Origin of the sequence: Cupriavidus sp. USMAHM13, from assembly GCF_001854285.1 — a bacterium.
GTDB classification, from domain to species: Bacteria; Pseudomonadota; Gammaproteobacteria; order Burkholderiales; family Burkholderiaceae; genus Cupriavidus; species Cupriavidus malaysiensis.
The window spans coordinates 3,015,705-3,039,583 of record NZ_CP017751.1 but is presented as its reverse complement, the minus strand read 5'-3'; the positions used below and the strand labels follow the sequence as shown (position 1 = coordinate 3,039,583).

The following is a 23,879-nucleotide window of genomic DNA, read 5'->3' as shown; positions in this document are numbered from 1 at the left end:
CGCGAAGGAGGAGCGGCCATGAAGATCGAATTGCGCTACTTCGCCAGCGTGCGCGAGCAGCTCGGCCGTGCCGGGGAGCAGGCCGAGGTGCCGGTCGAGGTGGCCGACGTGGGCCAGCTGCGCCAATGGCTGCGCGCGCGCGGCGGGGTCTGGGAAGCGGCGCTGGGCGAGGGCAGGGCGCTGCGCATGGCGGTCGACCATGCGGTGGCGCGTGCCGATACACCTCTCGCGGACGGTTGCGAAGTGGCATTTTTTCCGCCGGTGACGGGCGGCTGAACGGAGCGCGGCGATGAGCGTGCGGGTACAACGCGAGGACTTCGATCTTGGCGCGGAAGTGACGGCGCTGCGGCGCGGCAATGCAGCGGTCGGCGCGGTGGCGAGTTTCATCGGCACGGTGCGCGACGCCAGCGGCGGCACCGCCATCAGCGCGATGGAGCTGGAGCACTATCCCGGCATGACCGAGAAGGCGCTGGCTGCCATCGAGGAGGCCGCGCGCCAGCGCTGGCCCTTGCTCGGCGTCACCATCGTGCACCGGGTCGGGCCCCTGCAGCCGCAGGACCAGATCGTGCTGGTCGCCGTGGCATCGGCGCACCGCGGTGAGGCTTTCGCCGCTTGCGAGTTCATCATGGACTATCTCAAGTCCGAGGCGCCGTTCTGGAAGAAGGAGACCACGCCGGAGGGCGCACGCTGGGTCGATGCCCGCGTCACCGACGAGGCCGCGCTGCGGCGCTGGGGCGTGGCCTCGATCAACGCCAGCGGTGACGGCGTGGCGGGCGCCGGTGGCGACGCGGCTGCGGAGGCGCCCTGATGGGGCCGTTCGGCTTCGTCGCCGTCGGGGTCGGGGCCGCCCTGGGGGCCTGGCTGCGCTGGTTCTTCTCCGTGACGTGGAATGCGGCCAATCCTGCGCTGCCCTACGGAACCCTGGCCGCCAACCTGGTCGGCGGCTATCTCATCGGGCTGGCCGTCGGCTTCTTCGAGACACATGCCGGCCTGCCGCCGGAATGGCGCCTGTTCGCCATCACCGGCTTCCTCGGCGGGCTCACCACCTTCTCCACCTTTTCCAGTGAAGTGGTCGGCAACCTGATGGCAGGCGACTTCGGCTGGGCCTTGCTCCACCTTCTGGCCCATCTCGGCGGCTCCCTGCTGTTGACGGCCGCTGGCCTGTGGACTTACCGCCTGCTCTCCTGAGGTGCGGAAGCGGCTCGTGAGAATCGGACCCCCGCCCGATCCAGCAATGCCAGCAAAGCGGCATTGAAGGCCGCCGGACGCTCCAGGTGAGGGCTGTGGCCGGTGGCGGCGATGCTGCATTGCAGCGTGGCCGGGTTCAAGGTGCCGACTGCCGCCGCCATCGCCGGGCCATAGAGCCGGCTGCGCTCACCGTGCAATAGCAGCAGCGGCAGCCGCGCGTGGCGTAGCGCCTGGCGCAGGTCCTGCGCCGCCATGTCGCGCCACAGGGAAGACAGTGCAAGTGGATCGCAATGCTGTTGTCCGTGCGCCACCAGTTCGGCGGCAGCGGGCGAAGGGGCGCTGCCCGCCGCCCAAAGGTCTGCCGCCACCGCCGGCGCCAGTCCCGGCCAGTCTTGCCGCACCCGCACCGCCATCTGCTCCACCTGGTCCGCCGAATAGCCGCCGCGCAGGCCGTGCGGCCAGTCCGGCGCACTCAGCAGGCGCGGCGTCATGTCGATCGCGGCCACTGCTGCCAGCGGCACTTCCGGGTGGTCCTGCATCAGGCGCCAGGCCGTGGTCGCGCCCAGCGACCAGCCTACCACTACCACATCGTCCAGCCCAAGGTGCGCGATCAGCGCGGCAGCGTCGGCCGCCAGCCTGCCGATGTCCGCGCGAGCCGCGCCGGGCAGCGAGCGCGACAGCCCGTGGCCGGCATGGTCGGGAGCGATCACCCGCCAGCCGCGCCGGGCTAGCGCCGCCTGCCCGCTGAAGGCGGTGCCCGGTATCGACCATCCATGCAGGCAAAGCAGGGGACGTCCTGCCCCGGCTTCGCGCCAGCCCGGCAGCACGCCTTGCGCCGGGAACTCGGCGAAGGGGCTCATGACGGGCTGCGGCAGGGTTTCCGCGGCGGCCGGGCCGGTGCGCCGGGGCTGGGCCGATGTATCCAATGGCGATCGCTCCTGGTGTGCCGGGTCGTGTGCAGGATGGCAGTCCGGGCGTCGGTAAAGGCATCTATTGACATCCGGATTCCAAGCTTTATATCATGAAACATGAATCAGCTATCATGTTTTCGCCTGCGCGGATGTCCTGTCCGGGAGGGCGGCGGACGGCTCTGCTGGAGCGGTCCGGACACCAGGAAAAAACAGGGAGCGCGCCGCCGTGGCTGAGCCGGCGCGCCGCCACGATGGAGACCCGATGCCAGCAAGCGATACCCGGGCGGCGAGCCCCGCCAGTCCCAAGACGGCGCGCGGCCAGAAGACACGCGAGGCCTTGCTGCGGGCATCCGAGAAGGTTTTCGGCGGGAAGGGCTACTATGCGGCCTCGATCTCGGAGATCACCCAGGAGGCCGACGTGGCCATGGGTACCTTCTACCTGTACTTCAAGGACAAGGAGGATGTGTTCCGCGCGCTGGTGCAGCATATGCTGGAGTTGTTGCGTGCCCACCTGCGCAAGCACGTGGCGCCGGCCACCACGCAGATGGAAGCCGAGCGCCTCGGCCTCAAGGCCTTCCTCAGCTTCGTGTCGCGCCACAAGAACCTGTACCGTATCGTGCTGGATTCGTACTCCGTCGACGAAACCATCTATAGCGGCTACTTCCAGGTCTTCGCCGAACTTTACAGCCGCCGCCTGGCCAAGGCCGAAGAGCAGGGCGAGATCCTGCCGGGCGACGCCGAAGTGCGCGCCTGGTGCCTGATCGGCATCAGCAACTTCCTCGGCATGCGCTACGCGCTGTGGAAGCGGCCGGCGTCGATGGACAAGGTGGTGGACTCGGCCTTCGATCTGATCGAGCACGGGCTGGCTGTGCGCTAGGCGGCCGCCGGGAGCGCGCTGCGAAACGCGCAGGATCCACAAGCCGCAAGAACGCACAAGAACGCGCAACGAGACGCAACAAGACACAACGAAACGAGAGAGGAGACAACCATGCAGGGCAAGCAACTGAGCACGCTGGCGCTGGCCGCCTGCCTGCTGGCGGCAGGCGCGGTCCACGCCAAGGACATCAAGATCGCCCACGTCTACGACAAGACCGGGGCGCTCGAAGCCTATGCCAAGCAGACCCAGGTCGGGCTGATGATGGGGCTGGAGTACGCCACCAATGGCACCATGACCGTCAACGGCAACAAGCTCTTGGTGATCGAGAAGGACACCCAGGGCAAGCCAGACGTGGCCAAGGCCCAGCTGGCCGCGGCCTACAGCGACGACCGCGCCGACATCGCGGTCGGCCCGACCTCGTCGGGCACCGCGCTGGCGATGCTGCCGGTCGCGGAGGAGTACAAGAAGATCCTGCTGGTCGAGCCGGCGGTGGCCGACTCCATCACCGGCGAGAAGTGGAACCGCTACATCTTCCGCACCGGCCGCAACTCCTCGCAGGATGCCATCGCCAACGCCGTGGCGCTCGACAAGCCGGGCACGCAGATCGCCATGCTGGCGCAGGACTATGCCTTCGGGCGCGACGGCGTCAAGGCCTTCAAGGGCGCGCTGAAGAACGCCAAGATCGTGCACGAAGAGTACCTGCCGACCAATACCACCGACTTCACCGCAGGGGCGCAGCGGCTGTTCGATTCGCTCAAGGACAAGCCGGGACGCAAGGTCATCTTCATCATCTGGGCCGGCGCCGGCAACCCGTTCAAGATCGCCGATCTCGATCCCAAGCGCTACGGCATCGAGATCGCCAGCGGCGGCAACATCCTGCCGGCCATGACTGCCTACAAGAACCTGCCGGGCATGGAGGGCGCGACCTACTACTACTTCGGCATCCCGAAGAACAAGGTCAACGAGTGGCTGGTGTCCAACCACTACAGCAAGTACAAGACCCCGCCCGATTTCTTCACCGCCGGCGGCATGTCGGCCGGCATCGCGGTGGTCGAGGCGCTCAAGAAGACCGGCGGCGATACCAATACCGAGAAGCTGATCGGCGCCATGGAAGGCATGTCCTTCGACACGCCCAAGGGCAAGATGATCTTCCGCAAGGAAGACCACCAGGCGATGCAGTCGATGTACCACTTCAAGATCAAGGTCGATCCGGCCTTCGCCTGGGGCGTTCCCGAGCTGGTCCGCGAGATCAAGCCCGAGGAAATGAACGTACCGATCCGCAACAAGCGTTGACCACCGTGGGCGCCACTTCTTCCGCGGCCGCCGAGGCCGTCCAGCGCGCCGCCGGCGCGGGCGGGGCGCCCGCGCTGGAGACGCGCGGGCTCACCATCCGCTTCGGCGGGCACGTCGCCGTCAACGCGGTGTCCTGCGCCTTCCGCGCCGGCGAGCTGACCTGCATCGTCGGGCCCAACGGCGCCGGCAAGACCACCTACTTCAACCTGATCTCCGGCCAGCTTCCGGCCAGTGCGGGGCAGATCCTGCTCGGCGGCGAGGACGTGACGCGGTTGCCGGTGCCGGAAAAGACCCGGCGCGGCATCGGGCGTGCCTTCCAGCTCACCAGCCTGTTCCCCAACCTGACCGTGTTCGAGAACGTGCGGCTGGCGGTGCAGGCGCGTCTGCATCTCGGCCTCGACCTGTTCAGCGTATGGAGCCACCACCGCAAGGTGCGCGAGCAGGCGGAGGCCTGCCTGGAGCGCGTGGCGCTGGCCGACAAGCGGCACCAGCCGGTGGCAGCGCTGCCGCACGGCGACCAGCGCAAGCTGGAAGTGGGCATCCTGCTGGCATTGCAGCCGCGCGTGTTCATGTTCGATGAGCCGACCGCGGGCATGAGCGTGGACGAGGTGCCGGTGATCCTGGACCTGATCCACGAGATCAAGCAGGACCGCAGCAAGACCGTGCTGCTGGTGGAACACAAGATGGATGTGGTGCGTTCGCTGGCGGACCGCATCATCGTGCTGCACAACGGTACCTTGATGGCCGATGGCGATCCGGCCGAAGTGATCGCCTCGCCCATCGTGCAGCAGGCCTACCTGGGCGTGGCGCCGCCGGACGGAGCGGGCGCCGGCAACGCGGAGGCCAGCCATGGCTGACGATCCCATCCTGCGCCTGCGCGGCGTCCACACCCATATCGGGCCCTACCATATCCTGCATGGCGTCGACCTCGACGTGCCGCGCGGTGGCGTGACCATGCTGCTGGGCCGCAACGGCGCCGGCAAGACCACCACGCTGCGCACCATCATGGGCCTGTGGCGGGCTGGCCAGGGCAGCGTCCATTTCGACGGCCGCGACATCACGCGCCTGGCCACGCCGGCGATCGCCCAGGCCGGCATCGCCTACGTGCCGGAGAACATGAGCGTGTTCTCCGACCTGACGGTGGCGGAGAACATGCGCCTGGCCGCCCGCAGCGGCGCCATCGACGAGCAGCGCCTGGACTGGGTCTTCCGCATGTTCCCGGCGCTGAAGATCTTCTGGCACCAGCGCGCCGGCGTGCTGTCCGGCGGGCAGAAGCAGATGCTGTCGGTGGCGCGCGCCATCATCGAGCCGCGCCAGCTGCTGATCGTGGACGAGCCCACCAAGGGGCTGGCGCCTTCGATCATCCAGAACATGATCTCGGTGTTCTGCGAGCTGAAGCAGACCGCGGTCTCCATCCTGCTGGTCGAGCAGAATTTCCACATGGCCCGATCGGTGGGCGACACCGTGGCCGTGATGGACGACGGCCGGGTGGTGCATGCCGGCACCATGGCCGACCTGGCCGGCGACGAGGCACTGCAGCAGCGCCTGCTCGGCCTCTCGCTGGCCGCGCACCAGTGAAAGCGCGGCGCGCGCCGGTGGCGCCGCCGCCCACCATTCCATCGTGTCAGGATCCGCAGACATGACGACTTCAAGCACCCTGCCCGAGGCACCGGGCGTTCCCTCCGCGCCGGCCGACCTGCCCAAGGTCCGGCTCGACTGGACCCCGCTGGCGCTGGCTCCCTTGCTGATGCTGCTGGCCTACCCGCTGGTGGGCAGCGGCTCGACCTGGCTGACGCTGACCGTGGCGGGGCTGGCCATGGGCATGATCATCTTCGTGGTGTCGTCCGGCCTGACCCTGGTGTTCGGGCTGATGGACGTGCTCAATTTCGGCCACGGCGCCTTCATCGCGCTGGGTGCCTACGTTGCGGCTTCGGTGCTTCTGCCGCTGGCGCCGTGGGTCGAGGCCGACAACCTGGCCCTCAACCTGGGCGCGTTCGCACTGGCGATCGGCGCGGCCATGCTGGCATCCGGCGCGGTCGGCCTGTTCTTCGAGCGCGTGGTGGTGCGGCCCGTCTATGGCCAGCACCTGAAGCAGATCCTGATCACCATGGGCGGCATGATCGTGGCCGAGCAATTGATCAAGGCGATCTGGGGGCCCGAGACGATCGCGCTGCAATTGCCGGCCGGCCTGCGCGGCGCCGTGCTGCTGGGCGATGCGGCGATCGAGAAGTACCGCCTGCTTGCCGTGGTGCTCGGCCTGGTCATCTTCATCGCCATGCTGCTGCTGCTCAACCGCACCCGCATCGGCCTGCTGATCCGCGCAGGCGTGGAGAACCGCGAGATGGTGGAGTCGCTGGGCTACCGCATCCGCCGCCTCTTCATCGGCGTGTTCGTCGCCGGTGCAGCGCTGGCGGGCCTGGGCGGGGTGCTGTGGGGGCTGTACCAGCAGAACATCACGGCGTCCATCGGTGCCCAGGTCAACGTGCTGATCTTCATCGTCATCATCATCGGCGGCCTCGGCTCGACCACCGGCTGCTTCGTCGGCGCACTGCTGGTGGGGCTGATGGCCAACTACACCGGCTTCCTCTTTCCCAAGGTGGCGCTGTTTTCCAACATCCTGCTGATGATGCTGGTCCTGCTGTGGCGTCCGCAGGGCCTGTATCCGGTGGCCAAGCGCTGAGCCAGGGAGATCCTCGACCATGACCCGACTGCTTTCCGGCGACCTGCCACGCAGCCGCGCGCTGTCCGTGCTGCTGCTCCTGCTGCTGCTGGCGCTCGCCTGCGCACCCTTCCTCTTCCCGGGCGCGCGCGCCCTCAACATGGCGGCCAAGATCTGCATCTTCGTGGTGCTGGTGGCCAGCTACGACCTGCTGCTCGGCTATACCGGCATCGTGTCCTTCGCCCACACCATGTTCTTCGGCATCGGCGGCTACGGCGTGGCCATCGCCATGTCGCGCATGGAGCCCGGCTGGGCCGCGCTGGCCGCCGGCACGCTCGGCGCGCTGCTGGTGGCGGCCCTGCTGGCGCTGGTGATCGGGCTGTTCTCGCTACGCGTGCGTGCCATCTTCTTCGCCATGATCACGCTGGCGGTGGCGACCGCCTTCGCCACGCTGGTGTCGCAACTGTCCGACTGGACCGGGGGCGAGGACGGCATCAGCTTCAAGGTGCCGGAGGTGTTCACGCCGGGCTTCTCGCTGGGCGACACGGAGTGGTTCGGCGTGCCGCTCAACGGCAAGCTCTTCACCTACTACTTCATTTTCTGCGCGGCGCTGGCGCTGTTCCTGCTGCTGCTGCGCATCGTCAACTCGCCGTTCGGCCGCGTGCTGCAGGCGATCCGCGAGAACGACTTCCGTGCCGAGGCGATCGGCTACCGCACCGTGGTGTTCCGCACGGTGTCGACCGTGCTGTCGGCCGTCTTCGCCGCGCTGGCGGGTGTGCTGATGGCGCTCTGGCTGCGCTACAACGGCCCGGATACCTCGCTGTCCTTCGAGATCATGGTCGACATCCTGCTGATCGTGGTGATCGGCGGCATGGGCACGCTGTACGGCGCGGTGGTGGGCACGGCGCTGTTCCTGGTGGCGCAGACCTACCTGCAGGACGTGATGAAGCTGGCCAGCGACGCCACGGCGGCGGTGCCGCTGCTGTCCGGCCTGCTGCATCCGGACCGCTGGCTGCTCTGGCTTGGCCTGCTGTTCATCCTGAGCGTGTACTATTTCCCGCAAGGCATCGTCGGGCGGCTGCGCGGCGAGGGAGCCGGAAGGGACGTCGCCACCTGAAGACCCGGGAGTGGCGTCCATCGACACATGGAGACCCCGGGCAATGTACGTGATCGACTGGCTGCACAAGAACGCCCAGCATCATCCGGACAAAATGGCGCTGGTGGACGTGGAGAGCGGCCGCAGCGTGACGTATCGCCAGTTCGACGAACGCGCGAGCCGCTTCGCCGAATACCTGACCGACGGCCTGCGGCTGGCACCCGGGGCACGGGTGGCCGTGCTGGCGCACAACAGCAGCGACTATTTCGAGATGCTGTATGGCTGCGCCAAGGCGGGCATGATCCTGGTCTGCCTGAACTGGCGCGCACCGGCGGCCGAGCTGCTGCCGATCCTGCGCGATTGCGCGCCGGATCTGCTGGTGGCCGGCGACGGCATGCTCGGTGTGGCCGCGCAACTGGCCCGTGAGATCCCGCTGCGCGCCGTGCTCCACCTGGCCGACGACGAGGCGGCCGACGTGCCGGGTGGCTGGACCGAGTACGAGGCGGCCCTGGCCTCGGCTTCCGGGCGCATCGTCGAGATGCCTTGCCGCGACGAGCACGAGGTCTGGCACCTGCTCTATACCTCCGGCACCACCGGCCGCCCCAAGGGGGTCAAGCAGACCTACGGCATGGTGTACTTCAACGCCGTCAACGCCATGCTGGCCAACAAGATCACGCGCGACGACGTGTTCCTGAACGTGCTGCCTTTCTTCCATACCGGCGGGCTGAACCTGTACGCCAACCCTGTGCTGCACGCCGGTGGCACGGTGCACATCATGCGCCAGTTCGACGCCGCGGCCACGCTGGACCGCCTCGATGCCCGCCACGGCGCCGGCATCACCATGTTCTTCGCGGTGCCGTCGGTCTACCTGTTCCTCAGCCAGCATCCCGGCTTCGCCGCGGCCGACCTGTCCGGCCTGCGCAGCGCGGCGGCGGGCGGTTCGCCGGTGCCGCAGCCGCTGCTGGAGGCCTATCTGGCCAAAGGCGTGACGATCTGCTTCGGCTTCGGCATGACCGAGACCGGCCCCACGGTGTTCGTCTGCGAGGAGCAGACCGCGCGGCGCAAGATCGGCACCATTGGCAAACCGGTCGGCTCCATGCTGACGCGCGTGGTCGACGCCGACGGCCGCGACGTGCGTCCGGGCGAGCGTGGCGAACTGCTGATCAAGGGGCCGGGCGTCACGCCCGGCTACTGGAACCTGCCGGAAGCCACGGCGGCGGCCATCCGCGACGGCTGGCTGCATTCGGGGGACATCGCCTACATGGATGACGAGGGCGACTACTACATCGTCGACCGTGCCAAGGACATGTTCATCTCCGGCGGCGAGAACGTCTATCCGGCGGAAGTCGAGAACGTGCTGTTCCAGCTGCCGCAGGTGGCCGAAGCCGCCGTGATCGGCACCGCCGACGCCCGCTGGGGCGAGGTCGGCCTGGCGCTGGTGGTGCGCAAGCCAGGCGCCTCGCTGGACGAGCCGGCGGTGCTCGCGCATTGCCGCGCGCGGCTGGCAGCGTTCAAGGTTCCACGCCATGTGCGCTTCGTCGACGCACTGCCGCGCACGCCCTCGGGCAAGGTCGAGAAGCACAAGCTGCGCGGCCTGTACCCATCCTGAACCGATCCCCGGGGCGCCGCGCCTTCCGTCGCCCCCACCGGAACCCGACCATGAACGCATCCCGTCCGCGCGTGCTGGCGCAAGAGGACTTCGACCGCTTTGCCGTATTGTCGCGCGACGACAATCCCATCCACTGCGACCCGGCCTTCGCGCGCGCAACGCATTTCGGTGCCACGGTTGCGCACGGGATGCTGCTGTTCTCCCTGCTGTGCGCGCAGATACGGCGCAGCATACCGCGTCCTGTGCTGCCGATCGCGCAGACGCTGATGTTTCCGCGCCCGACCTTCGTCGGCGATGGTGTGACAGCCGCGCTGGTGCTGCAGGATGCGCCCGGCCCGGGGCGCATCGCGCTCGACACATCGATCCGTTGCGTGCAGCGCGGCCGCGAGCGCATCACGAATGCCGAGGACCAGGTCACGGCGCACGGCGCGGCAATGCTCCTGGCCGATGCCACCGCCGACCTGCTGGCGATGATGCGGCCGGCGCCACTCGACCAGGATGGCATGGCGCGCGTGCCGGCGGTCGACGCCTCGCTCTATCATCTATCGATCGGGCAGGAGGCGTCTGCCGCACGTACCTTCGGTGTCGACGATACCGACGAGTACGTGTCGCTGACCGACGACAGCAATCCCTTCTACATCGATCCGGTATTCGCCCGCAGCCGCGGCTTCGATGGCGCCATCGTGCCGCTGCCATTGCTGGCCGGCATGTTCTCCGACCTGCTCGGGACCCGCCTGCCCGGCCGGGGCACCGGTTGGATGAAGCAGTCGCTGCGGCTGTGCTCGGCCGCGCGCCTGGGCGAGCCGCTGACCGCTTCGGTGCGGGTTACGCGGCTGCGCGCCGACAAGGAGCTGGTCAATCTGGCCACGGTGGTGTCGGGCGGCGACGGGCGTGTGGTGCTGCAGGGCGAGGCCCTGGTGCTGGTGCGCAACCTGGAAAACAAGGGCGCGCGCGGAGCAGTCTGAAGCACTCCATCATGTGCTTTTTGATGCGCATCAGAAGTCATGCACGGCAGCCTTGAAATGTCTCGCGCAAGCCCTATCTTCCCGTTAGACATTGGCTGTCCGACATGGGGAAACGGGCGCGGGAAGCGCTCCGCGATGGTTGCCTGGCGTGGCAAGCGCCGGCATCGGGACCATCGCCTCCTCCTCATCAGGACACACACCGAGAGAGGGATTCCACATGCGTTTGGACAAACTGACGACCCGGTTCCAGGAAGCGCTGGCTGATGCACAGAGCCTGGCGATCGGACACGACAATCAATACATCGAGCCGCAGCACGTGCTGCGCGCGCTGCTGACGCAGCAGGACGGCGGGGCGCGCAGCCTGCTGGCCCGCGCCGGCGTCAACGTGAACGGCCTGCAGTCGGCTCTGGATGCTGCCATCAAGCGTTTGCCGCAGGTGCAGGGCAGCAGCGAGGTGCAGGTCGGGCGCGACCTGGGCGCGTTGCTCAATGCCACCGAGAAGGAAGCGATCAAGCGCGGCGACCAGTTCATCGCCAGCGAATTGTTCCTGCTGGCCCTGTCCGACGACAAGGGCGAGGCGGGCCGCATCGCGCGCGAGAACGGCCTCAGCCGCAAGTCGCTGGAGGCAGCCATCCAGGCCGTGCGGGGCGGTGACAACGTCAACAGTGCCGATGCCGAGACCCAGCGCGAGGCGCTCAAGAAGTACACCATCGACCTGACCGAGCGCGCGCGCCTCGGCAAGCTCGATCCCGTGATCGGCCGTGACGACGAGATCCGCCGCGCCATCCAGATCCTGCAGCGCCGCACCAAGAACAACCCGGTGCTGATCGGCGAGCCGGGCGTGGGCAAGACCGCCATCGTAGAGGGCCTGGCCCAGCGCATCGTCAACGGCGAGGTGCCCGAGAGCCTGAAGAACAAGCGCGTGCTGGTGCTCGACATGGCCGGCCTGCTGGCTGGCGCCAAGTACCGCGGCGAGTTCGAGGAGCGCCTGAAGGCGGTGCTCAACGACGTGGCCAAGGACGAAGGACAGACCATCGTCTTCATCGACGAGATCCACACCATGGTGGGCGCCGGCAAGGCCGAGGGCGCGATCGATGCGGGCAATATGCTCAAGCCCGCGCTGGCGCGCGGCGAGCTGCACTGCATCGGTGCCACCACGCTCGACGAGTACCGCAAGTACATCGAGAAGGATGCCGCGCTCGAGCGCCGTTTCCAGAAGGTGCTGGTGGACGAGCCCACGGTGGAAGCCACCATCGCCATCCTGCGCGGGTTGCAGGAGAAGTACGAGCTGCACCACGGCGTCGAGATCACCGACCCGGCCATCGTCGCAGCGGCGGAGCTGTCGCACCGCTATATCACCGACCGCTTCCTGCCGGACAAGGCCATCGACCTGATCGACGAGGCGGCGGCGCGCATCAAGATGGAGATCGACTCCAAGCCGGAGGCGATGGACAAGCTCGACCGCCGGCTGATCCAGCTGAAGATCGAGCGCGAGGCGGTCAAGAAGGAGACCGACGAGGCTTCGCAGAAGCGCCTGGAACTGATCGAGCAGGAGATCGAGCGCCTGCAGAAGGAGTATGCGGACCTCGATGAGATCTGGAAGGCCGAGAAGGGCGCAGCCCAAGGGGCCGCCGCGCTGAAGGAAGAGATCGACAAGATCAAGCTCGAGATCGCCAAGCTGCAGCGGGAAGGCAAGCTCGACAAGGTGGCGGAGCTGCAATATGGCAGGCTGCCCGAATTGGAAGGCAAGCTGAAGGCGGCGACGGCGGCCGAGGCCAGCGAGCAGAAGCAGCCCAACAAGCTGCTGCGCACGCAGGTGGGCGCCGAGGAGATCGCCGAGGTGGTGAGCCGTGCGACCGGCATCCCGGTGTCGAAGATGATGCAGGGCGAGCGCGAGAAACTGCTCAAGATGGAGGACCGGCTGCACCAGCGCGTGGTTGGGCAGGACGAGGCCGTGCGGCTGGTGTCCGACGCCATCCGCCGTTCGCGCGCCGGCATCTCGGACGAGAACAAGCCCTACGGTTCCTTCCTGTTCCTGGGGCCGACCGGCGTGGGCAAGACCGAGCTGTGCAAAGCGCTGGCCGAGTTCCTGTTCGACTCCGAGGAGCACCTGATCCGCATCGACATGAGCGAGTTCATGGAGAAGCACAGCGTGAGCCGCCTGATCGGTGCGCCTCCGGGCTATGTCGGCTATGAGGAAGGCGGCTACCTGACCGAGGCGGTGCGCCGCAAGCCGTACAGCGTGGTACTGCTGGATGAAGTCGAGAAGGCCCACCCGGACGTTTTCAACGTGCTGCTGCAGGTGCTCGACGACGGCCGCCTGACCGATGGCCAGGGCCGCACGGTGGACTTCAAGAACACCGTGATCGTAATGACGTCGAACCTGGGTTCGCAGTTGATCCAGTCGATGGCTGGCGAGCCGCAGGAGGCGGTGAAGGGCGCGGTATGGCAGGAAGTGCGCACACATTTCCGCCCCGAGTTCCTCAACCGCATCGATGAAGTGGTGGTGTTCCACGCGCTCGATCAGCGCAATATCGAGTCGATCGCGCGCATCCAGCTGCAACGTCTGCAGGCTCGCCTGGCCCGCATGGACATGACGCTGGAGGTCACCGACGAGGCGCTGCGCAAGATCGCCACGGCGGGCTACGATCCGGTGTTCGGGGCGCGGCCGCTCAAGCGGGCGATCCAGCAGCAGATCGAGAACCCGGTCGCGCGTGCCATCCTCGAGGGCAGGTTCGCCGCCAAGGATGTGGTACCGGTGGACTACCGCGACGGCGAGTTTACCTTCGGCCGCAACGTCCACTGAGCGGTATCGGCCGCTCGCCGGGCGGCCAATGCGCTGCCATGAAGACCGCCCCATCCGGGGCGGTTTTTGTTTGCGACGCGGTGAAATGAGAGGGTGGATGGGGACCATGCCCCGAGCACTGGGTCAAGCGCGGTCACGTTCACCGCACGTTCATCGGTGATGTTCGCGCCACTCCTCATGGCCACGTTCGCGCCACTCCTCGTGCCCACGCCCGCGCCACTCATCGTGGCCACGCCCACGCCATTCCTCGCGGCCCCACCAGCGGCGGCCGTCCCAGTAGCGGTCGCCGTGCCAGCCGATCACGATGCCCGGCGGCGCAACCATCACCGGTGCCGCCGGATAGGCCGGATAGACCACCGGGGGCGGTGCATAGACCGGCGCGGGGGGCGCCACATAGACCGGCGGCGGGGCATAGACCGGGGCCGGGACACCGATGTTCAAGTCGACGTCGACGCGAGCCAGTGCGGACTGCGCGGCGACCAGGGCCAGGGCACCGCAGGCCGCGACGACCAGCAAGGGGCGCTTCATGATTTTCTTCTCCGGGGACGTCGATGACTCTACTCTAGCCCCAGGCCTACATTACAGTTGGCCGGCTTTGTAACGGCTCCTTTACATCCTCAACCGGACGTGTCCAAGTGCAGGTCGAGCGCGGCCATGCCGAGCCGCCGCGTGTCACGAACGGCACGAGGGCCGCTCCTGCGCGCGTCTATCGGGCATGCTGCCGGCGCCACTCTTACCAGCGTGCATGGCCTTTGACGTGCGTCAAGCCACGCGCGGGACGCCCTCGCTATCATGGGTTCGGTCATGGAGATGCGGGGGCGCTCTTCATGACTTGTCTACCCGTTTCCGCCAGGAAACTTGACCCGCGCGCCGCAAGGCGGGCGGGTTTTTTCTTTGGGCCGCGCCATCGTGGCGGCGGCTGTCACCGTGCTCCCGGCCGGTCCGCTGCCGTTGTGCGGCATGTGCATATAGCGGCCGGATCTTATGCGCAAAGCGCGCAAGGATCGGCGAAACCATTCGTTCCGTTCAGATAGGCCGCTCGGTAGTCTTCTCCCCTGACACAAGCAAGCTTTCCCAGCGCGGAAGGCCATAAAGCCGGCGCCGATGGGCGCTTCACGACACGAAGAAGGGAGCAAGACAAGATGATTCGCAAGCTGGCCATCGGACTCGCGGCAGTCGCACTGCTCGGCGCGGCGCAAGGCGCCTCGGCCAACACCAACCTGCTGAACGTTTCCTACGATCCGACCCGTGAGCTGTATGTCGACGTCAACGCGGCCTTTGCCAAGGAGTGGAAGGCCAAGGGCGGCGACGCCGTGACCATCCGCCAGTCGCACGGTGGCTCGGGCAAGCAGGCGCGCTCGGTGATCGACGGCCTCGATGCGGACGTGGTGACGCTGGCGCTGGGCTACGACATCGATGCGATCGCGGAGAAGGGCCTGCTCAAGCCGGACTGGCAGAAGCGCCTGCCGCACAATGCCTCGCCCTACACCTCGACCATCGTGTTCCTGGTGCGCAAGGGCAACCCGAAGGGCATCAAGGACTGGGGCGACCTGGTCAAGCCGGGCGTGCAGGTGATCACGCCGAACCCGAAGACCTCCGGCGGGGCGCGCTGGAACTACCTGGCAGCCTGGGGCTATGCACTGCGCCAGCCGGGCGGCAATGAACAGAAGGCGAAGGAATTCGTGGGCGAGCTGCTCAAGCATGTGCCGGTGCTGGACTCGGGAGCGCGCGGCGCCACCACCACCTTCGTCGAGCGTGGCCTGGGCGATGTGCTGATTGCCTGGGAGAACGAAGCGATTCTCGCCGTCAAGGAGCTCGGTCCGGACAAGTTCGACATCGTCGCGCCGTCGGTCTCCATCCTGGCCGAGCCGCCCGTGGCGGTGGTCGACAAGGTGGTCGACAAGAAGGGCACGCGCAAGGTGGCCGAAGCCTACCTGCAGTTCCTCTACAGCGAAGAGGGCCAGGAGATCGCCGCCAAGAACTACTACCGCCCGATTTCGGAGAAGGTGGCGGCCAAGTACGCGGCCAACTTTCCCAAAGTGAAGCTGTTCACCATCGACGAAGTGTTCGGCGGCTGGCAGAAGGCGCAGAAGGCCCACTTTGCCGACGGCGGCTCGTTCGACCAGATCTACCAGCCAGGCAAGCGCTGAACCCCGGGGGGCTGAGGCATGCGAACGGAGCCCTGGCCCGCGTAACGAAGGCGAGGCAGGCGGTCGCCCCCCGCGAACGATGTCCCGCTTGAACTGAAGGACGGCAGGCAAGGGCCGGTGCGCCACGCGCGTAGCGAGCCCCGGTCCCGCCGCAGGCATGCGGCCCGCGCGGCGGGCTGCAGGAGGGCGGTCGTGCGCGCCTGTCGCGCCATGCGGCCGTGCCGACGATGGAATGCTGCAGACCGAACCAGGAAGCGCTACCGATGAACGCCAGCCAGAATTCCCTGCCGACCCTGCCGAACCGTGCCCGCAGACTGCTTCAGGTCGCGCTGGTGGCGGCGGTCGGCCTTTTCTACGCACTGCTCGCCACGCCGGCCGGCGCGCAGTCCATCAATCCCAAGCAGCTCCGCATCGGCTACCAGAAGTACGGCACCCTGACGCTGCTGAAGGCCCGCGGCACGCTGGAGCAGCGCCTCGCGCCGCTCGGCATCGGCGTCAAGTGGACGGAGTTCCCGGCCGGTCCGCAGTTGCTAGAGGGCCTCAACGTCGGCTCGATCGACTTCGGCACCGTGGGCGAGGCGCCGCCCATCTTCGCCCAGGCGGCCGGCGCCCAGCTTGCCTATATCGGCAACGAGCCGCCGGCCCCGGCCGCGGAGGCCATCGTGGTCTCGCGCAATTCCGCCATCCAGCGGGTGGCCGACCTGCGCGGCAAGCGCGTGGCGCTGAACAAGGGTTCCAACGTCCACTACCTGCTGGTGCGCCTGCTGGAGAAGGCGGGCGTGCCCTACAGCGAAATCCAGCCGGTCTACCTGGCGCCGGCCGATGCGCGCGCCGCGTTCGAGCGCGGCGCGGTCGATGCCTGGGTGATATGGGATCCGTTCCTGGCCGCCGCGCAGGTCCAGCTCAATGCCCGCGTGCTCGCCGACGGCCGCAACGTGGTCAGCAACCACCAGTTCTACCTGGCATCGCGGGCCTATGCGCAAGCGCGGCCCGATGTGGTCAAGCTGATCCTGGACGAACTGGCCGCCCTCGGCGCCTGGGCGGAAAAGAACCCCAAGGCCGCGTCTTCGGTGCTGACCACCGAACTCGGTCTCGAACCCGCGGTGGTGGACCTGGCCGTGGCGCGCTTCGCCTATGGCGCGAAGCCGGTCACGCCCGAGGTGCTGGCCGAGCAGCAGCGTATCGCCGATGTGTTCCACGGACTCAAGCTGATTCCCAAGGCGATCCAGGTCGCTGACGCCAGCTGGCGCCAGGCGCCGCGCTGATGGCGCCCGCAACGACGGCTTAGCGAAGACTTAGCGAAGACAAACGAGGCAAGGACATGCAGGTTTTCTGGTTCATCCCCACCCACGGCGACAGCCGCTACCTCGGCACCTCGCAGGGCGCGCGCATGGTGGATTTCGACTATCTCAAGCAGGTCGCCGTGGCGGCGGATTCGCTGGGATACGACGGCGTGCTGATTCCCACCGGGCGTTCCTGCGAGGATCCCTGGGTGGCCGCCTCGGCGCTGGCCGCGGTGACGCGCAAGCTGCGCTTCCTGGTGGCATTGCGTCCGGGCCTGATGACGCCGACGTTGGCCGCCCGCATGGCCGCCACCTTCGACCGCATCTCGGGTGGACGCCTGCTGGTCAACCTGGTGACGGGCGGCGACGTCGCCGAACTGGAGGGTGACGGCCTCTTTCTCGACCATGCCGAGCGCTACGAGGCCTCGAGCGAGTTCCTGCGCATCTGGCGCGAGGTCCTGGCCGCCAGCCACGAAGGCGGCCAGGTCAGCTTCGCCGGCAAGCACCTGCAGGTGAAGGGGGCCAAGGTCATCTATCCGCCCTTGCAGCGCCCGCATCCGCCGATCTACTTCGGAGGTTCTTCGGAAGCTGCCCATGAGCTCGCCGGCGAACAGGTGGAGACCTACCTGACCTGGGGCGAGCCCCCCGCGGCGGTGGCAGAGAAGATCGCCGACGTGCGCGCGCGCGCCGCGCGCCATGGCCGCACCGTCAGCTTCGGCATCCGCCTGCACGTGATCGTGCGCGAGACCGAGGCGGCGGCCTGGGCGGCGGCCGACGACCTGATCAGCAAGCTCGACGACGACGCCGTGGCGCGCGCGCAGGCGGTCTTCGCCAAGATGGATTCGGAAGGCCAGCGCCGCATGGCCGCGCTGCATGCCGGCGGTGCCAAGCGCTCGCGCGAGGCGCTGGAGATCAGCCCGAACCTGTGGGCCGGCGTAGGCCTGGTGCGCGGCGGGGCCGGCACCGCCCTGGTCGGCGACGCCAAGACCGTGGCGGCGCGCATGGCCGAGTATGCCGAGCTGGGCATCGACACCTTCGTGCTGTCAGGCTACCCGCACCTGGAAGAGGCCTACCGTTTCGCCGAGCTGGTGTTCCCGCTGCTGCCGCGCGCGGTGCGCGAAAAGCTGCCGGGCCAGGTCCTGTCGGGCCCCTTCGGCGAAGTCATGGCCACCGGCATCGTGCCGCGCGCGGCGCAGGGCTGAGGAGACCGCCATGTCCGCTCCCTTGGTGACGGCGTCGCAGCGCGGCCCGCGAACGGCCCGGGTGCGTGCCCTCGGGCAGGCCATCGCACCCTGGGTGGTGCCGGTGCTGCTGGTGGTGGTGTGGCAGGCGGCCTCGCAGGCCGGCTGGCTGTCCAACCGCGTGCTGCCGGCGCCGCTGGCGGTGGCCGAGGCCGCCTGGGGCCTGGCCGTGTCGGGCGAATTGTGGAAACACGTCTGGGTCAGCACCTGGCGCGCGCTGGCCGGTTTCGCCGTCGGTGGCGGCCTCGGCCTGGCGCTGGGCCTGCTGACCGGCACTTTCCGCCCGGCCGCGACCTTGCTCGACAGCACGCTGCAGATGGTGCGCAACATCCCGCCGCTGGCGCTCATCCCGCTGGTGATCCTGTGGTTCGGCATCGACGAGACCGCCAAGCTGTTCCTGGTCTCGCTCGGGGTGTTTTTCCCCGTCTACCTGAATACCTACCACGGGATCCGCTCAGTCGACGCGGGCCTGGTGGAGATGGCGCGCAGCTACGGCCTGTCGGGCTGGCGGCTGTACCGCGAGGTGATCCTGCCCGGCGCTCTGCCCAGCATCCTGGTGGGCGTGCGTTTCTCACTGGGGCTGATGTGGGTCATCCTGATCGTGGCCGAGACTATTTCCGCGCAGTCGGGCATCGGCTACATGACGATGAACGCGCGTGAATTCCTGCAGACCGACGTGGTGCTGGTCGGCATCCTGCTGTACGCGCTGCTAGGCAAGCTGGCCGATGTGCTGTCGCGCGGGCTGGAACGCTTCTGGCTGCGCTGGCATCCAGGCTATCAATCGGCCTGAGCGGGCACCGGCAAGGACGAGGCAAGGAGCAAGCATGCAGAGCAATCCGATCGAACAGGCCGCGCTGGCCCTGCTGGAAGCGCGCACGATGGAAGCACGCACGAAAGAGCGGGCGGCGCAGGAGCGGCCCCGCGAACTGGCAACTGCCGGCGGTATGGCCCTGCGCATCCAGCAGGTCGTCAAGCGCTACGACGGCCGCGAAGTCCTGCATGGCGTGGACCTGCAGGCCGCGCCGGGGGAGTTCGTCGCGATCGTCGGCCGCAGCGGCTGCGGCAAGAGTACCTTGCTGCGCCTGGTGGCCGGGCTGGAGGCGGCCGACGCGGGCGAGATCGCGCTCGATGGCCGGGAAGGCGAAACGGCCGGCGGGCTCCCGGGTGACATCCGCGTGATGTTCCAGGACTCGCGCCTGCTGCCGTGGAAGCGCGTGCTGGACAACGTCGCGCTCGGCCTGCCGCGCGAGCGCCGCGGGGAAGCCGCGCGCGTGCTGGATCAGGTCGGCCTGGCCGAACGGGCCGGCGAATGGCCGGCGCGCCTGTCCGGCGGCCAGCGCCAGCGGGTGGCGCTGGCGCGCGCGCTGGTGCACCACCCGCGCCTGCTGCTGCTGGACGAGCCGCTGGGCGCGCTGGACGCGCTGACCCGCATCGAGATGCAGGCCCTGATCGAATCCCTGTGGCGGCGGCTCGGTTTCACCGCGCTGCTGGTGACGCACGACGTTTCGGAGGCGATCGCCCTGGCCGACCGCGTGGTGCTGATCGAAGACGGCCGCATCACGCTGGACCATGCCGTCGCGCTGGCGCGGCCGCGCCAGCGCGGCAGTGCCGCCTTCGCCGAACTGGAGGACGCGGTGCTGCGCCGCGTGATGCGCCAGGCGCAGCGCGGCGCCGAGGATGCGCCGGCGCCGCACGGGTGCGAGGCGAGCGCCGACTGGTCGCTGGTGCGCAGCGTCGAATCGGTGCGCTGGGCGGTCTAGGCCGCGTGCCGGATGGTGCATGCCTGGCGTGGTGCCAGCGCCGCTTCCCCTGATCAACCTTGCCGGGCTTCCGCCCGGATTCAACTTTTACTCCCTCAACCGCAGGAGCTTCTATCATGAGCATTCAGGCCATCAACGTTCGCAACCAGTTCCGCGGCAAGGTCGCCGCCATCATCGAGGGACCCGTGGTCTCCGAGGTGGACGTGCAGACGCCGGCGGGCATCGTGACCTCGGTCATCACCACGCGCTCGGTCAAGGATCTCGGCCTGACCATCGGCAGCGATGTCGTCGCGCTGGTCAAGGCCACCGAGGTTTCCGTGGCGAAGCTGTGACGCAGACGACGGACTCGGCGGCGACGGTCGCCATGCCCGGCGGAGATTTGCGCGAGGAAACCGCAATGGCAAGCGAGATCGAATCCGGCGCGCTGGCAAGCGCGCTCGCCCGCTACATCGACACCCTGCCGCGCCAGCCCGAGTCCGGGCGCACGCTCTGGCGCGACGCGCGCGGGCAGGTGCAGGGGCAGTTTTTCCACTGTTCCCTGACCAGCGCCTTCGAGCCGCTGGTCAACCTCGCCGACCGGACCGTGGTGGCGCACGAAGGCTCGATCCGGACCTACTCCGGCGCGCAGGCCGGCGGCGACGATCCCGGTCTGGCGGCCTGGAAGTTGTTCGCCATGGCTGCCGACGACGATTCCCTGGTCTCGCTCGACCGGCTGTCGCGCCTGGTGCACGCGATCAACTATTTCGCCGCCGACGGCAGCGGCAGGCTGGTGCTCAACGTGCACAACCGCCTGCTGGCCGCAGTGGCCGACGACCATGGCGCGGCTTTCCGGCGCGCGCTGTATTCGCTGGGCCTGCCGCTGGATCGCTTCGTGATCCAGGTGCCGGCGAGCGCCAACGAGGACCTGCCGCTGCTGCTGCACGTGGTGGGCAACTACCGCCGCAACGGCTTCGCGGTCAGCCTGCAGGCCGCCGATCCGGCCGAGGCCGGCGCGCTGATGGCGCATGCTCAGCCTGACTGGCTCAAGCTGGACATGCGCCGTACCTGGACCGACCGCCAACTGGCCGGCCTGCATGCCAGCGCCAGCAATGCGGGGGTGACGCTGGTGGGGCGGCGGCTGCAGGACGCCTTGTCGGTGGAGCGCCTGCAGGCGGCCGGTATCGCACTGGGGCAGGGAAGCTACACCGGCGAGGCGGTGACCGTGCGCAGCCTGCGCGCGGCCGCGCCCCTGGTGCAACGCTGAACATCGAAAGCGGAAACCGAAAGGAAACTGGCATGAACCGGATCATCACGCAGGGGGCGGGCAGGGCGGTTGCCCGAGCGGCCGTCGACGAGGCCCGCCTGGATGTACCAAAAGGGCTGCAGGTGCTGACCGTTCCGGGCCTGCATGGCAGCGGCCCGGCGCATTGGCAGAGCCGCTGGGAACGCCGCTTCGCCGGCTGGCAGCGCATCGAACAGCACGACTGGTCGCGGCCCAGCCTGGCGCTATGGACCGAGCGCGTCTCCGAGGGCGTCATGCGCGCGCAGCGCGTGGCGCCGCGCGGCGCGGTGCTGGTGGCGCACAGCTTCGGCTGCCTGGCCGTGCTGCGGCAGGCCGCGCTCGATCCCTCGGGCATCGCCGGCGCGCTGCTGGTGGCGCCAGCCGATCCCGAGAAATTCGGCGTCGGCGGCTTGCTGCCCACCTCGCACCTGCCCTTCCCGTCTCTGCTCGTCGCCAGCCGCGACGACCCCTGGATGCCGCAGCGCACCGCCTTCAGCTGGGGCACGCTGTGGGGCAGCGAACTGGTCGACGTGGGCCTCCTCGGGCACATCAATGCCGAATCCGGACTCGAAGAGTGGCCCGCCGGGCTGGGTTTGCTCGCGACGCTGCTGCAACGGATCGACGCGACGGAGGCGGGCGCGCTTTCGACCGAGGAGCGGGCCGGGCCCTGGGAATCGGGGGTGGAAGTCGTGCCGACGGTTCCTTATATCTAAATCGATTAAAGAAATGCGCAAATATTCGTTCTGTTTATAAGGGGCGATCTGCAGAATCTGTCTCGTAGGCTGGCGCGATATGCGTTGGCGGCATAAAGAAGAGAGCCCCCGTCCCGGGAGCGCCGCGCAAGCGGCCCACCGGGCTTCAGCAAACGAGACGAGATGCCTTCCTCCCTTTCCCTGGCGGACAATCCGCCACCGGCCCGGCCGGATGCGCCGAACACCGCGCGGCGCGGCAGCAGCCAGCGCATCAGCCAGCGTTTCACCGTGCTGCCGGGCTTCGGACTGTCGCTGGGCTTCACACTGTTCTATCTCGCGCTGATCGTCCTGATCCCCTTGTCCGCGACCTTCCTGAAGACCTTCACCATGAGCTGGCAGGTCTTCTGGAACACGGTCAGCGCGCCGCGCGTGGTGGCTTCCCTGCAGCTTTCGTTCGGTGCCTCGCTGGTGGCGGCGGTGGTCAACACCGTGTTCGGCCTGGTGGTGGCGTGGGTGCTGGTGCGCTACCGCTTCCCCGGCAAGCGCCTGATCGATGCCCTGGTGGACCTGCCGTTCGCGCTGCCGACCGCGGTGGCCGGCATTGCACTGACTGCGCTGTTCGCCGGTAACGGATGGCTCGGCCGCTGGCTGGAGCCGCTCGGCATCAAGGTTGCCTTCACGCCGCTGGGCGTGGTGGTGGCACTGACCTTCGTCGGGCTGCCCTTCGTGGTACGCACGGTGCAGCCGGTGCTCGAGGACGTGGAGCAGGAACTGGAGGAGGCCGCCGCCAGCCTGGGCGCGACCCGGCTGCAGACCTTCCGGCGCGTGATCCTGCCGACCATCCTGCCGGCCCTGCTGACCGGCTTCGCCATGGCCTTCGCGCGCGGCACCGGCGAGTACGGCTCGGTGGTGTTCATCTCCGGCAACATGCCGATGGTCTCCGAGATCGCGCCGCTGATGATCTATTCCAAGCTGGAGCAGTACGACTATGCCGGTGCGACCGCCGTGGCGGTGGTGATGCTGGTGATCTCGTTCGTGCTGCTGCTGTTGATCAACCTGCTGCAGGCCTGGACCCGGCGCCACCAGTCGGGTGTGCGGGCAGCCGCGCATGACGCCGCTGCGGCGGAGGAGCACTGAGATGGCCGGAACCGCAGCGAGCTCGTTGGCAGGGCGCCTGAACGCAAGGCAGCCCGCCGGCACTTTCCACGACGCTACCGGCGAGGCGCCCTGGGTGCGCCGCGCCCTGATCGCGGTGGCGGTGCTGTTCCTGGCCCTGTTCCTGTTCGTGCCGCTGGCCTCGGTCTTCTACGAGGCCCTGCGCAAAGGCGTGCAGACCTATTGGGAGGCACTGGTCGAGCCCGACGCCCTGTCGGCGATCCAGTTGACGTTGACGGTGGCCGCCATCGCGGTGCCGCTGAACCTGGTGTTCGGCGTGGCGGCGGCCTGGGCCATCGCCAAGTTCGAGTTCCGCGGCAAGAGCCTGCTGATCACGCTGATCGACCTGCCGTTCTCGGTGTCGCCGGTGATCTCCGGCCTGATCTACGTGCTGCTGTTCGGCGCGCAGGGCTGGCTGGGCCCGTGGCTGGAAGCGCACGACATCAAGATCATGTTCGCCGTGCCGGGTATTGTGCTGGCGACCATCTTCGTGACCTTCCCCTTCGTCGCGCGCGAACTGATTCCGCTGATGCAGGCGCAGGGCAGCGAAGAAGAGGAGGCCGCCATCGTGCTCGGCGCTTCGGGCTGGCAGACCTTCCGCCACATCACGTTGCCCAATATCCGTTGGGGCCTGCTGTACGGCGTGATCCTGTGCAATGCGCGGGCCATGGGCGAGTTCGGCGCGGTCTCGGTGGTGTCGGGCCATATCCGCGGGCTGACCAATACCATGCCGCTGCACGTGGAGATCCTCTACAACGAATACAACTTCGCGGCGGCATTCGCGGTGGCTTCGCTGCTGACGCTGCTGGCACTGGTCACGCTGGGCATCAAGACCTTGGTCGAGATGCGCGCCGCCAGGGAAAGCAAGGCCGGCGCGCCGGGCGCGCCGGCGTGAAGCAGGGCAGGTGAGGCAGGACAGGGGCAGGCCCCCAC

General features: G+C 68.2%; 24 protein-coding genes. 22 read left to right on the top strand and 2 right to left on the bottom strand.

The window, feature by feature from the left end; translation table 11 throughout:
- The first annotated feature begins 18 nt into the window (after nt 1-18).
- Genes moaD through crcB form a run of 3 tightly spaced genes read left to right on the top strand, consistent with a single transcriptional unit; the run spans nt 19 to nt 1,188 of the window.
- The gene (gene moaD / locus BKK81_RS13350) at nt 19-276 is read left to right on the top strand and encodes a molybdopterin converting factor subunit 1 (protein ID WP_071013720.1); all 258 of its coding nucleotides are present in this window, start codon (nt 19-21) and stop codon (nt 274-276) included.
- Nucleotides 277-289: 13 nt separating this feature from the next.
- Complete coding sequence (gene moaE / locus BKK81_RS13345) at nt 290-808, top strand: molybdopterin synthase catalytic subunit MoaE (RefSeq protein WP_071013717.1); 519 nt, start codon at nt 290-292, stop codon at nt 806-808.
- Complete coding sequence (gene crcB / locus BKK81_RS13340; RefSeq protein ID WP_071013715.1) at nt 808-1,188, top strand: fluoride efflux transporter CrcB; 381 nt, start codon at nt 808-810, stop codon at nt 1,186-1,188. The genes moaE and crcB overlap by 1 nt, the downstream gene beginning before the upstream one ends.
- Here crcB and BKK81_RS13335 read toward each other — a convergent pair.
- A complete protein-coding gene (locus BKK81_RS13335) occupies nt 1,170-2,114 on the bottom strand; it encodes an alpha/beta fold hydrolase (RefSeq protein WP_231907923.1) in 945 nt (314 codons plus the stop codon). The genes crcB and BKK81_RS13335 overlap by 19 nt on opposite strands.
- A gap of 247 nt (nt 2,115-2,361) precedes the next feature.
- Here BKK81_RS13335 and BKK81_RS13330 point away from each other — a divergent pair, with 247 nt between their 5' ends.
- The 9 genes from BKK81_RS13330 (at nt 2,362) to clpB (ending at nt 13,404) form a co-directional block, all read left to right on the top strand.
- Entirely contained in the window at nt 2,362-2,976 is a 615-nt protein-coding gene (locus BKK81_RS13330) for a TetR/AcrR family transcriptional regulator (RefSeq protein ID WP_071013712.1), read from the top strand.
- 111 nt (nt 2,977-3,087) lie between these two features.
- Entirely contained in the window at nt 3,088-4,269 is a 1,182-nt protein-coding gene (locus BKK81_RS13325; protein ID WP_071013710.1) for a substrate-binding domain-containing protein, read from the top strand.
- 74 nt (nt 4,270-4,343) lie between these two features.
- On the top strand, nt 4,344-5,126 hold the full coding sequence (locus tag BKK81_RS13320; protein ID WP_071016454.1) for an ABC transporter ATP-binding protein: 783 nt from the start codon (nt 4,344-4,346) through the stop codon (nt 5,124-5,126).
- Complete coding sequence (locus BKK81_RS13315) at nt 5,119-5,847, top strand: ABC transporter ATP-binding protein (RefSeq protein ID WP_071013707.1); 729 nt, start codon at nt 5,119-5,121, stop codon at nt 5,845-5,847. The genes BKK81_RS13320 and BKK81_RS13315 overlap by 8 nt, the downstream gene beginning before the upstream one ends.
- A gap of 61 nt (nt 5,848-5,908) precedes the next feature.
- Nucleotides 5,909-6,949 (top strand): branched-chain amino acid ABC transporter permease, encoded by a 1,041-nt coding sequence (locus tag BKK81_RS13310; RefSeq protein ID WP_071013704.1) that lies wholly within the window; start codon nt 5,909-5,911, stop codon nt 6,947-6,949.
- Between the two features lie 19 nt (nt 6,950-6,968).
- Entirely contained in the window at nt 6,969-8,045 is a 1,077-nt protein-coding gene (locus tag BKK81_RS13305) for a branched-chain amino acid ABC transporter permease (RefSeq protein WP_071013702.1), read from the top strand.
- A gap of 43 nt (nt 8,046-8,088) precedes the next feature.
- Nucleotides 8,089-9,633: an acyl-CoA synthetase gene (locus tag BKK81_RS13300; protein WP_071013700.1), complete on the top strand. Its 1,545-nt coding sequence runs from the start codon at nt 8,089-8,091 to the stop codon at nt 9,631-9,633.
- Nucleotides 9,634-9,683: 50 nt separating this feature from the next.
- Nucleotides 9,684-10,598, top strand: a complete 915-nt coding sequence (locus tag BKK81_RS13295) for a MaoC/PaaZ C-terminal domain-containing protein (protein ID WP_071013697.1) — start codon at nt 9,684-9,686, stop codon at nt 10,596-10,598.
- A 217-nt stretch (nt 10,599-10,815) separates the two neighbouring features.
- Nucleotides 10,816-13,404 (top strand): ATP-dependent chaperone ClpB, encoded by a 2,589-nt coding sequence (gene clpB, locus BKK81_RS13290; RefSeq protein WP_071013695.1) that lies wholly within the window; start codon nt 10,816-10,818, stop codon nt 13,402-13,404.
- Between the two features lie 150 nt (nt 13,405-13,554).
- On the opposite strand, the gene BKK81_RS13285 is transcribed toward clpB, so the two are convergent.
- A complete protein-coding gene (locus BKK81_RS13285; protein ID WP_071013693.1) occupies nt 13,555-13,932 on the bottom strand; it encodes a hypothetical protein in 378 nt (125 codons plus the stop codon).
- A 614-nt stretch (nt 13,933-14,546) separates the two neighbouring features.
- On the opposite strand from BKK81_RS13285, the gene BKK81_RS13280 reads away from it, so the two are divergent.
- From BKK81_RS13280 to cysW, 10 genes are all read left to right on the top strand, one after another.
- Nucleotides 14,547-15,554: a sulfate ABC transporter substrate-binding protein gene (locus BKK81_RS13280; RefSeq protein ID WP_071013691.1), complete on the top strand. Its 1,008-nt coding sequence runs from the start codon at nt 14,547-14,549 to the stop codon at nt 15,552-15,554.
- A 263-nt stretch (nt 15,555-15,817) separates the two neighbouring features.
- Complete coding sequence (locus tag BKK81_RS13275; RefSeq protein WP_071013688.1) at nt 15,818-16,819, top strand: sulfonate ABC transporter substrate-binding protein; 1,002 nt, start codon at nt 15,818-15,820, stop codon at nt 16,817-16,819.
- 56 nt (nt 16,820-16,875) lie between these two features.
- A complete protein-coding gene (gene ssuD, locus BKK81_RS13270) occupies nt 16,876-18,039 on the top strand; it encodes an FMNH2-dependent alkanesulfonate monooxygenase (RefSeq protein WP_071013685.1) in 1,164 nt (387 codons plus the stop codon).
- Between the two features lie 10 nt (nt 18,040-18,049).
- Nucleotides 18,050-18,868, top strand: coding sequence for an aliphatic sulfonate ABC transporter permease SsuC (gene ssuC, locus BKK81_RS13265; RefSeq protein WP_071013683.1), 819 nt, complete (start codon nt 18,050-18,052; stop codon nt 18,866-18,868).
- Nucleotides 18,869-18,956: 88 nt separating this feature from the next.
- The gene (locus BKK81_RS13260) at nt 18,957-19,838 is read left to right on the top strand and encodes an ATP-binding cassette domain-containing protein (RefSeq protein WP_083384230.1); all 882 of its coding nucleotides are present in this window, start codon (nt 18,957-18,959) and stop codon (nt 19,836-19,838) included.
- A 116-nt stretch (nt 19,839-19,954) separates the two neighbouring features.
- The gene (locus BKK81_RS13255; RefSeq protein ID WP_071013679.1) at nt 19,955-20,170 is read left to right on the top strand and encodes a TOBE domain-containing protein; all 216 of its coding nucleotides are present in this window, start codon (nt 19,955-19,957) and stop codon (nt 20,168-20,170) included.
- A gap of 65 nt (nt 20,171-20,235) precedes the next feature.
- On the top strand, nt 20,236-21,081 hold the full coding sequence (locus BKK81_RS13250) for an EAL domain-containing protein (protein WP_071013676.1): 846 nt from the start codon (nt 20,236-20,238) through the stop codon (nt 21,079-21,081).
- 32 nt (nt 21,082-21,113) lie between these two features.
- Nucleotides 21,114-21,812, top strand: a complete 699-nt coding sequence (locus BKK81_RS13245) for an RBBP9/YdeN family alpha/beta hydrolase (RefSeq protein ID WP_071013674.1) — start codon at nt 21,114-21,116, stop codon at nt 21,810-21,812.
- A gap of 162 nt (nt 21,813-21,974) precedes the next feature.
- On the top strand, nt 21,975-22,928 hold the full coding sequence (cysT, locus tag BKK81_RS13240; protein ID WP_071013671.1) for a sulfate ABC transporter permease subunit CysT: 954 nt from the start codon (nt 21,975-21,977) through the stop codon (nt 22,926-22,928).
- A gap of 1 nt (nt 22,929) precedes the next feature.
- Nucleotides 22,930-23,841, top strand: a complete 912-nt coding sequence (gene cysW / locus BKK81_RS13235; RefSeq protein ID WP_071013668.1) for a sulfate ABC transporter permease subunit CysW — start codon at nt 22,930-22,932, stop codon at nt 23,839-23,841.
- The last annotated feature ends 38 nt before the right edge of the window (nt 23,842-23,879 follow it).

Excerpts from the sequence above, each read along its gene's own strand:
- ssuD (WP_071013685.1), top strand. The coding sequence starts at position 16,876 with ATGCAGGTTTTCTGGTTCATCCCCACCCACGGCGACAGCCGCTACCTC.
- BKK81_RS13280 (WP_071013691.1), top strand. The coding sequence starts at position 14,547 with ATGATTCGCAAGCTGGCCATCGGACTCGCGGCAGTCGCACTGCTCGGC.
- BKK81_RS13325 (WP_071013710.1), top strand. The coding sequence starts at position 3,088 with ATGCAGGGCAAGCAACTGAGCACGCTGGCGCTGGCCGCCTGCCTGCTG.
- BKK81_RS13285 (WP_071013693.1), bottom strand. The coding sequence starts at position 13,932 with ATGAAGCGCCCCTTGCTGGTCGTCGCGGCCTGCGGTGCCCTGGCCCTG.
- BKK81_RS13260 (WP_083384230.1), top strand. The coding sequence starts at position 18,957 with ATGGAAGCACGCACGAAAGAGCGGGCGGCGCAGGAGCGGCCCCGCGAA.
- BKK81_RS13295 (WP_071013697.1), top strand. The coding sequence starts at position 9,684 with ATGAACGCATCCCGTCCGCGCGTGCTGGCGCAAGAGGACTTCGACCGC.
- crcB (WP_071013715.1), top strand. The coding sequence starts at position 808 with ATGGGGCCGTTCGGCTTCGTCGCCGTCGGGGTCGGGGCCGCCCTGGGG.
- ssuC (WP_071013683.1), top strand. The coding sequence starts at position 18,050 with ATGTCCGCTCCCTTGGTGACGGCGTCGCAGCGCGGCCCGCGAACGGCC.
- BKK81_RS13245 (WP_071013674.1), top strand. The coding sequence starts at position 21,114 with ATGAACCGGATCATCACGCAGGGGGCGGGCAGGGCGGTTGCCCGAGCG.
- clpB (WP_071013695.1), top strand. The coding sequence starts at position 10,816 with ATGCGTTTGGACAAACTGACGACCCGGTTCCAGGAAGCGCTGGCTGAT.
- BKK81_RS13315 (WP_071013707.1), top strand. The coding sequence starts at position 5,119 with ATGGCTGACGATCCCATCCTGCGCCTGCGCGGCGTCCACACCCATATC.
- moaD (WP_071013720.1), top strand. The coding sequence starts at position 19 with ATGAAGATCGAATTGCGCTACTTCGCCAGCGTGCGCGAGCAGCTCGGC.
- BKK81_RS13250 (WP_071013676.1), top strand. The coding sequence starts at position 20,236 with ATGGCAAGCGAGATCGAATCCGGCGCGCTGGCAAGCGCGCTCGCCCGC.
- BKK81_RS13305 (WP_071013702.1), top strand. The coding sequence starts at position 6,969 with ATGACCCGACTGCTTTCCGGCGACCTGCCACGCAGCCGCGCGCTGTCC.
- moaE (WP_071013717.1), top strand. The coding sequence starts at position 290 with ATGAGCGTGCGGGTACAACGCGAGGACTTCGATCTTGGCGCGGAAGTG.
- cysT (WP_071013671.1), top strand. The coding sequence starts at position 21,975 with ATGCCTTCCTCCCTTTCCCTGGCGGACAATCCGCCACCGGCCCGGCCG.
- cysW (WP_071013668.1), top strand. The coding sequence starts at position 22,930 with ATGGCCGGAACCGCAGCGAGCTCGTTGGCAGGGCGCCTGAACGCAAGG.
- BKK81_RS13255 (WP_071013679.1), top strand. The coding sequence starts at position 19,955 with ATGAGCATTCAGGCCATCAACGTTCGCAACCAGTTCCGCGGCAAGGTC.
- BKK81_RS13275 (WP_071013688.1), top strand. The coding sequence starts at position 15,818 with ATGAACGCCAGCCAGAATTCCCTGCCGACCCTGCCGAACCGTGCCCGC.
- BKK81_RS13310 (WP_071013704.1), top strand. The coding sequence starts at position 5,909 with ATGACGACTTCAAGCACCCTGCCCGAGGCACCGGGCGTTCCCTCCGCG.
- BKK81_RS13300 (WP_071013700.1), top strand. The coding sequence starts at position 8,089 with ATGTACGTGATCGACTGGCTGCACAAGAACGCCCAGCATCATCCGGAC.
- BKK81_RS13330 (WP_071013712.1), top strand. The coding sequence starts at position 2,362 with ATGCCAGCAAGCGATACCCGGGCGGCGAGCCCCGCCAGTCCCAAGACG.